A 7670-nucleotide genomic window follows, 5' to 3' on the forward strand; every position below is an offset into this window, starting at 1 on the left:
CGCCATAAGGCCCACGCTTTGCCGGAATTTACCGGAAAGCGCTTGGGCCTCCGCGCAGGAGCAGATTTCCCGACGTCATGCGAAGGTCGGGAAACGCCCGTCAGTGAAGAGCGCCGGCCGCAGGCGCGACCAGTTAGACGCGAACTGGAAGGTGTCGAGATCGGTGAAGGTCTGGCCGATCACCTGCATGCCCGCCGGCATCCGGTCCTCGACGATGCCGAGCGGCACGTCAACGATCGGATAGCGATTGAGGAGGTTCCATGGCCACGTCAACGCGTAGCCCAATCCGGTGCCTTCCCAAAACGCCAGCTTGTTTTCCTTGCTCTTGAACATGTCGGCGTTGACAAGAGACGTCGCCATGGTCGGCATAAGCAGGATGCGGTAGCCTTTCCCGAAAACGCGCTGCTGGACCTGCCGGTGCCAGCGTTCGAGCAACTCCTCGGCTGCTTCAGCCTGACGCGGTCCGACGGGCCCGACCAGGCCGAGGAAGTCCGTCATATAGGCGGAGAGCTGATCTCGACGAGAGTTTGCGAGCTCGGTAAAGCTGCCAATCGACGTCGACATGAGCCCGTGCAGGAAGGTCGACCTCTCGGTCTTCGAGAAGCCGCAGTCGACTTCTTCCACTCTGCAACCGGCGGCGCGCAGGGCCTCGACGCCCTTGAGCATCGCATCCTTCATCGACGGTGTCATGGTGGCGATGCCGGCGCCCCAGTCCACGGCGATGCGCCATCCCGAAAGATCGGGATATTGGGCAGGATAGTCGAGGCCCGGCCGGATTGCGGCCATGATCTTGTCGGACGGGCCGACGACCGCGTTCTGGAGATGCACGAGGTCGTCGAAGCGCCTCGCCATGGGACCGGAAGTCGACATGGGGACCTCCCCGCCCGCAACACGCCCGAATGGCGGCCTGAAGCCGTAGACGCCGTTTTGCGAGGCGGGAATGCGGATCGATCCACCCATATCCGAACCCAGGGCGAGCGTCGCGAAACCCGCGGCGAGAGCCGCGCCCGATCCCGCGGAGGATCCGCCCGGGGAGTACTCGATGTCCCAGGGATTATGGGTGGTGCCCCAGGCGCGGGTCGACGCGCCGAGGAAGAGGTAGAATTCAGGCACGGTCGTCTGGATCGGCATGATCGCGCCGGCCGCCTCGAGCGAGTCGATGATGGCGGAACTTTCCGTGGCGCGCGGCGAGTTTTTGAAGAGCAAGGAGCCCTGCGTAATCCGCCAGCCCGGCCGGGCGAATTCGTCCTTGACGGCGACCGTAATGCCTTCAAGCGGCCTTGCCTCGTCGCGACGATAGCGATCTTCGGACTGTCTGGCTTCCTTCAGCGCCTCGTCGAAATGTGCGTCGGTGATGCAATTGACTTTTGAATTGAAGGTCTCGATCTGTTTGATCTGCGCCTTCAGAAGATCGACGGGCGAAGCCTTCTTCGCCTTGAACATGGCGATGAGTTCGTCGACCGACGCGTAACAGAGCGGATCGCTGGCCTCGGCCCGCACGGATGGAAGATCGAGCGCCGAAGCGACAAAAGCCGATCCCACGCCTTTAATGAGCGTTCTTCTGTCAACCATTGCGCACCTCCAGGTTTCCAGGGGATTGATTTCGGCGAGGCGGCCGCATCGGAAGATGAACGTGAGTTGCGTGCGCAGTTGCCAGCGCGACCCGACCTCCGGTTTGACGACGTTATAATATGCGTTGATCGACAGATCGACCGGCTGGTCTCCGATGTGGACGACCCTGCCGGCTCCGCCGCCGAGCGGCACAGTCCATTTGGTTCCCTCAAATTGCCAGTTCGCAAGGACATTCGGACTGGAGGAGATCTACCAGCCGTCATCGAGGTTATAGGCGGCGAAGGGATTGAAGAGGAAAGCGCCGTATCCATTGCCGGACGGTCCGCGCGTCCCGCCAAACGACCAGATGTTGTTGAACAATGCGCCGGTGACCCAGGGGCCGTTCGAATAGACGATCGCCGCGCTGGGCCCCCGCCCCAGGCGCTCGAGCCGAGCGTCGTGCTGGCGATCGTCGGGAGTTGCACCACCGGGCCCGCGCCCCAGAGCCAGCCGTTGATGTCCGGGCGAGGCACCAGGAAGGCAGTGAAGGATGTCGGCCCGGCGCAGACCGGCACGGTCGGAACTGGCGAGGCGTCCGGGTTCCAGAGGACCGGCAGGATCGTCCGGGTGATGACGTTCCAGTCGTCGCTCACGTGGAAGGGGACCACCGGCTGCGCCTGCAGAACGTTTTGCATTCCGCCGCGCGGTCCGCAGGCGAAGTACACATTGTTCTGCAGCGGCAGGCTGATGAGGTCGCCTACCGGGTTCTGGATTTGCCTGGCGAGTTCGCCGCTGCTCTCAGCCTTGGCGTTGTCGCCGACGAGGAACTGGGCGGCGGTTTCGGCGCAGGATGGCGATGAAACGCCCGCGACGACCAAAGCGAGCGGGCCGGCTGTCGCCTTCAAAGAAAGATTGCCAAGCCTTCGCATGGACCGATTCCCTTGCCGGATCCTCACCTTTTACGACGTTCAAACCATGTATGAATTGATTGAAATCAATAGGTTGGAGATATCGTGGGGCAGAATCTTCCTTCAGTGAAGGCATGGCGAGCCTGTTGAATTCGGATCCGATATTGGGCGCGTCGAGCAAGGCGATTCCGGCCGGTCCGAACGGCAGAAATTAAGCGGTTCATCCCCTGACGAAACAGAAGGAAGTCGTCCGCTTTGGGGCGAGGCCGGAATTTGGACGGGCCATCCGTGAATTCCCGCTTCTGGCGCACCCTTGCCGTTCGGCCATCGACGGGTGTTTTCTCGGGACCGGTCCTTCGCGCTACGCCCGCAATCCGCCGCAGGCGGACGTCCGTGGCGCGGACGCAAAATTTTTCCCGGGCGGCCCGCCTCACGGACCGACTGAGCGGACCGCCTCGAAATCTACCCTCGGCTCGCGCCAAATATTTCGCGCGGGGTTGGCGACCACGGCAAAAAAACCCGGGGGGTCGAAGTGCTCTCCGAAGAAGGGATTGGCGAAGGAGCCGTCGGCGAGCGCGAAGCCGAAGCCGCCCGGGCTGAGCTGGGGTTTTTCCGCGCGGATCAGATTATCGACCGGCCAACCTTCGTTGCCGGGAATAGCGGTCTTCGCCGGTTGCAGTCCGGCGATCGCGACGCCATTCGCTTGGCCCGTGACGCCGGTGATGGAATAGAACCCGTCCTTACCCGGACTGTCCTCGGTGGTGAATTCGCCCGTCGCCTCAAATTCCGGTCCGGCGCATTTCCATCGCCATTGCATCGCCGCCTCCGCATCGCCCGCCGCCATCGCCGCGCCGAGACAAAGGAAGAAAATGCGCTTCATCGTCGGCCTTCAAAATGCCTGAGCGCCAGGACGACCGGCGCCAAAAAAAGCCCCGGTCAGACTTTCGCGGGATTGTTCTTCTGCGCCGCCCGCAAAAGATTCAGGCAGTCGATATTGGCGGCGAGGTCGAGCGCCGTAAAGCCGTCGAGCGTCCCGGCGTGAATGTCGGCGCCGCGCGCCAGCAGCAGCGCCGCGACTTCCGCGCGCCCCGACGAGGCGACGTAGATCAGCGCCGTCGCGCCATTGTCGTTGCGGTTGTCGATGTCGATTCCCGCCTCGATCAACAGGTCGAGCAAGGCGAGATGGCCTTCGACGCAAGCGAGCCACAGCGCGTTATTGCCGTCGCCGTTGCGCGCCGCGATGTTGCCTCCGCTGGCCAGAATCTGTTTGGCTATGGCGATGTCCCCCTTCAAGGCCGCGCGCATCAGCGGCGTCGTCGCATTGGGGAGCGTGGCGTCGAGGTCGCCGCCAAATCCTTCGGCGTGCAGCCAGGCGTAGAGATCGTGCGATTGCCACATTCGGTCAAAATTCTTTCGGTCTCTGCCTGCCGGGATAGGCGGGTTCGGTGGCGATGCGCGCGTCGGTCAGCGCGCGTCCCACGGTGAAATGATAGATCGTTTGCAGTTTGGCGGTTTTAAGACCCAGAAATGCATGGGTTTCGTCGTCGAAGAAACAGCCGATGCCGGTGCCCTGCAGGTCGCGGGCCTCGGATTCGAGATAGAGCGATTGGCCGATCAGTCCGGCCTCCCAATGCAATAGCCTGTAAAACCAGGGATTTTCGCGCAAGGGCGCGTCGAATTCCGCCAGCATGGCGACGGCGAAACAACAATTGCCGGCAATGGCCTGGTTGCAGAACAGCCGCCGCGCCGCGCCGCGCAGGTCGCCGGGCTTGAGCAGAAACAGGGGCGGATGGTCCGGCGCCCCTTCCGGTCTGGTCCACGGGAAATCGCCGTCGAGCGCGGCGCGCAGGAATTCGATCGCTCCGGCGTCGCGGGGCAAGGCATAGAGTCCGGGCGCCAAGCCCTCGACGCGATGGACGAACAGCACAAGATGCAGGCGCGGCTGGAATTTCCAGACATTCCATGGCGTCTCGTCGCGGACAAGCAAAGCGTCGAGCAGGGCGAAAAAGCTTTCCGATGACATGATATATTGACTGTCGAAATGCTGCGCGCTGCGCCGGCCCAGAATCGATTCCGCCGTTATGGGCTTTTTGTGCGCGCGCGGCGGTTCGGACGGGGGCGAAAAATGTCCCGACGCGCCGCCCAGCGTCGCGTGGGCGACTTCGTCGATGATCGGCCAGCGATACATCGGGCGGCGGTCGAGCAGATTGGCCAGTCCGGCCCAAAGGCCCTCCATGGCCGGCGGCGCGCTGATTTCTGCGGCGGCATGGGCGAAAATTTCCAGCAGCAGGTCCGGCTCTTCCCGCTCGCAACGGCCGAAATCCGCTTCGCGTTCGAGGCCGAGAATTTGGGCGATTTGGGCGCTGGAAACGCCCTCGACCAGCCGCGCGCTCAAGCCCAGCGCCGCCGCCGCATAGGCGAGCGCGCCAAGCGCATGGCCGATGTCGTGCTGACAATAGCGGAAGGCGCGTTCGCCATATTTCCAGGCCTCGCGCCAATGGATCGACGACAGGCCTATCCAAACGCGCGGCGTGTCGGGTTTTTGTCGGCTTTCGTCGCTGTCCGGGGTCTTGCATCTTTGTTCGAGGGCGTGGTCGCGGCTGACATAATGATAGAGCCCGTCGTCCAGGCCCGATAAGCCCAAAGCGACGACATAGGCTTCGGTCGGATGAAGATTGCCGCTCGACGGATTGACGCGCAAGGCCCAGCGGTCGGGTCCGAATTGTTTCCATGCCGACAGGCCGAGCGACAAATGCAGCAGCGCGCCGAGCGAGGCGCGGCTCAGCGGCGGCGCGACGTCGCATTTTTCGGGGGCCAGCGGCAGTTCGATGCGCGGCGCGCCGTCAAAAATGCGGAATGGATCGGGCTGCATGTCCCAATCCAGCGTTTCAGGGCCAGATGCGTAGCCGCCGAAGCGGTGCTTGGTGCGATTGTGGTAGGCGATCGCCGTCGCGGCGGCGGGGTTCGGCGGCGGGGCGGGACAGGGTGTCGCCGAAAGAGGCCGCGAACAGCCCTGCGCCTTGTCGAGTTCCTCCCCTTCGCCGAGCAGCGACAGGATCGGCTCGCGGTCGAAGCCGGCGCAGCGCCGGCCCTCCGCCTCGATCAGCGGCCGGCGGATCAGCAGCGGATCGGCCAGCATTTTTTCGAGCAAGGTTTCGGGGCCGAGAGCGATGGCGTCGATCTCGCCGGATTTGACCCGAGGGGCGGCGGGATTGACCCATGTCCCCAGCGGCGCGTCGCCGAAGAAGCCGAGCAACCGCTCGGTCGTCCAGGGTTCGGTCAAGAGATCATGGGCGACGACCTCATGGCCGGCGGCGGCCAGCATCGCCTTCTGCTTGCGATTGGTTCCGCAGCCGGGCTTTTCGTAAAAATTGACGCGCGCCATTGTCAATCGGTCCTTGAGCAGGAGGGGGCATGTCATCCCCCCATGGGTCGTCATGGCCGGGCAAAGACCGTCGAATGAGGGGCGTCTCTCGACGCCCTTTGTCCTGGCGATCCACGCCGCCCCGCCGCGCGACATTTTGACAATCGGGTTGGCGGCTCGGCGTGGACGCCCGGAACAGGCAGGCATGACGGTTTTGGTTTGTCGAGTTTCCCGCGCCTCAGATGATATTGAGTTGCACAAGCGGCGCTGCGCCGCCGCGTCCGAGAATCACATCGACCTTCTTGCGCACGGATTCCAGCGTCAGCGGCTTGACCATGGCGCCATGGGCGCCGGCCTTCATCGCTTCGACGGCGAGCGCCTCGCCGGATTTGTCGCAAACGATCAGGATGCGCACGCCGGGAAATTTTTCGGCGATCTGGCCGACCAGTTCGAGGCCTCGCTGCTGCACGAAAGACAGGCCGAGCAGCACGACATGCGGGGCGAGCCAGCCCTGCCCCTTCTCGTAGGCTTCTTCGGGCGAGGCCAGTTCGTGGGTCTCGATCTCGTCATGCAGCATGAATTGCAGCACCGACCGCGTGATCTCGTCTTCATCGACGACAAAAACCCGACGCTGGTCGACCGCTTTGGAGGTTTCCACGCCAATCTGCATCTCGTCCTCGCCCCTTTATCGTCCGTTGGATCAGGAATTGCCCGTTGAATCGGTGGGCGCGACATCCCCGGGGGACGGCGCGCGCCTGTTTACTGTGCAAATTCTGTTCCGGCTTGGGCTTGGGCTCCGGCCATCCAAGCGACGCAAGCCGCAAATTTCCGACAAACGTGTCTTGTTTGCCTCAGCCGTACCCTGGCTGTCGGTTTGTTCACATGGGCCCCCAATCCCGGACCGCCAATAAAACATTCATAAAAACAATATTCTAGAAAAAGAATTTCTCTGGCACGGCGGTTGCAATCCTGTTGGGCGGAACGGCTGAGTGAGGGCTGAACGCACGCAGACGCAAGACGAGCGATGCGTTCCTTCCCGTCAAAGCGGGTCCGTTTCTGACAGATAGAAACAGTCTCGCGCAGAACGCGCGAAGTTCACGCCACACGGAACTATATCAAGGAGCATCATATGGCTAAGCTTAGGCAGATCGCCTTTTACGGCAAGGGCGGCATCGGAAAGTCCACGACCTCGCAGAACACCCTGGCGGCGCTTGCGCAAATGGGCCAGCGCATTCTGATCGTCGGCTGCGATCCCAAGGCCGACTCGACCCGCCTGATCCTGCACGCCAAGGCCCAGGACACCATCCTGTCGCTGGCCGCCGAAGCCGGTTCGGTCGAGGATCTCGAACTCGAAGACGTGATGAAGATCGGCTATCGCGACATTCGTTGCGTGGAGTCCGGCGGTCCGGAGCCCGGCGTTGGTTGCGCGGGTCGCGGCGTCATCACCTCGATCAACTTCCTCGAGGAAAACGGCGCCTACGAAGACATCGACTACGTCTCCTATGACGTGCTCGGCGACGTGGTCTGCGGCGGCTTCGCCATGCCGATCCGCGAGAACAAGGCGCAGGAAATCTACATCGTCATGTCCGGCGAAATGATGGCCATGTATGCGGCCAACAACATCTCCAAGGGCATTCTGAAATACGCCAATTCCGGCGGCGTGCGTTTGGGCGGCCTGGTCTGCAACGAACGCCAGACCGACAAGGAATGGGATCTGGCCGACGCGCTGGCCAGGAAGCTCGGCACCAACCTCATCTACTTCGTGCCGCGCGACAATATCGTGCAGCACGCCGAGCTGCGCCGCATGACGGTGCTGGAATATGCGCCGGATTCGGTTCAGGCCGGTC

The 7670-nt window shown here is 62.9% G+C and carries 7 protein-coding genes; 2 read left to right on the plus strand and 5 right to left on the minus strand.

What is annotated here, in order from left to right; genetic code table 11:
- Positions 1 to 75: 75 nt before the first annotated feature.
- The gene (locus tag QZY01_RS20735; protein ID WP_294541016.1) at positions 76 to 1764 is read right to left on the minus strand and encodes an amidase; all 1689 of its coding nucleotides are present in this window, start codon (positions 1762 to 1764) and stop codon (positions 76 to 78) included.
- 246 nt (positions 1765 to 2010) lie between these two features.
- Here QZY01_RS20735 and QZY01_RS20740 point away from each other — a divergent pair, with 246 nt between their 5' ends.
- A complete protein-coding gene (locus QZY01_RS20740; protein ID WP_294541018.1) occupies positions 2011 to 2589 on the plus strand; it encodes a hypothetical protein in 579 nt (192 codons plus the stop codon).
- Positions 2590 to 2889: 300 nt separating this feature from the next.
- Here QZY01_RS20740 and QZY01_RS20745 read toward each other — a convergent pair whose 3' ends face one another.
- The 4 genes from QZY01_RS20745 to QZY01_RS20760 all read right to left on the minus strand — a co-directional run bounded on the left by QZY01_RS20745 (position 2890) and on the right by QZY01_RS20760 (position 6493).
- A complete protein-coding gene (locus QZY01_RS20745; protein WP_294541020.1) occupies positions 2890 to 3339 on the minus strand; it encodes a hypothetical protein in 450 nt (149 codons plus the stop codon).
- 56 nt (positions 3340 to 3395) lie between these two features.
- A complete protein-coding gene (locus QZY01_RS20750) occupies positions 3396 to 3857 on the minus strand; it encodes an ankyrin repeat domain-containing protein (protein ID WP_294541022.1) in 462 nt (153 codons plus the stop codon).
- 4 nt (positions 3858 to 3861) lie between these two features.
- Entirely contained in the window at positions 3862 to 5844 is a 1983-nt protein-coding gene (locus QZY01_RS20755) for a SagB family peptide dehydrogenase (protein WP_294541024.1), read from the minus strand.
- 217 nt (positions 5845 to 6061) lie between these two features.
- The gene (locus QZY01_RS20760) at positions 6062 to 6493 is read right to left on the minus strand and encodes a response regulator (protein WP_294541026.1); all 432 of its coding nucleotides are present in this window, start codon (positions 6491 to 6493) and stop codon (positions 6062 to 6064) included.
- A 459-nt stretch (positions 6494 to 6952) separates the two neighbouring features.
- Between QZY01_RS20760 and nifH the strand changes: the two genes are divergently transcribed.
- Positions 6953 to 7670: nitrogenase iron protein (nifH, locus tag QZY01_RS20765; protein ID WP_294541028.1), on the plus strand; the 718-nt coding region annotated here is incomplete at its 3' end.

Origin of the sequence: uncultured Rhodoblastus sp. (assembly GCF_903903185.1) — a bacterium.
Taxonomy (GTDB): domain Bacteria; phylum Pseudomonadota; class Alphaproteobacteria; order Rhizobiales; family Beijerinckiaceae; genus Rhodoblastus.

Bases quoted from the DNA above. Each gene is read 5' to 3' on its own strand.
- QZY01_RS20745 (WP_294541020.1), bottom strand. From the start codon at position 3,339: ATGAAGCGCATTTTCTTCCTTTGTCTCGGCGCGGCGATGGCGGCGGGC.
- QZY01_RS20750 (WP_294541022.1), bottom strand. From the start codon at position 3,857: ATGTGGCAATCGCACGATCTCTACGCCTGGCTGCACGCCGAAGGATTT.
- QZY01_RS20755 (WP_294541024.1), bottom strand. From the start codon at position 5,844: ATGGCGCGCGTCAATTTTTACGAAAAGCCCGGCTGCGGAACCAATCGC.
- QZY01_RS20760 (WP_294541026.1), bottom strand. From the start codon at position 6,493: ATGCAGATTGGCGTGGAAACCTCCAAAGCGGTCGACCAGCGTCGGGTT.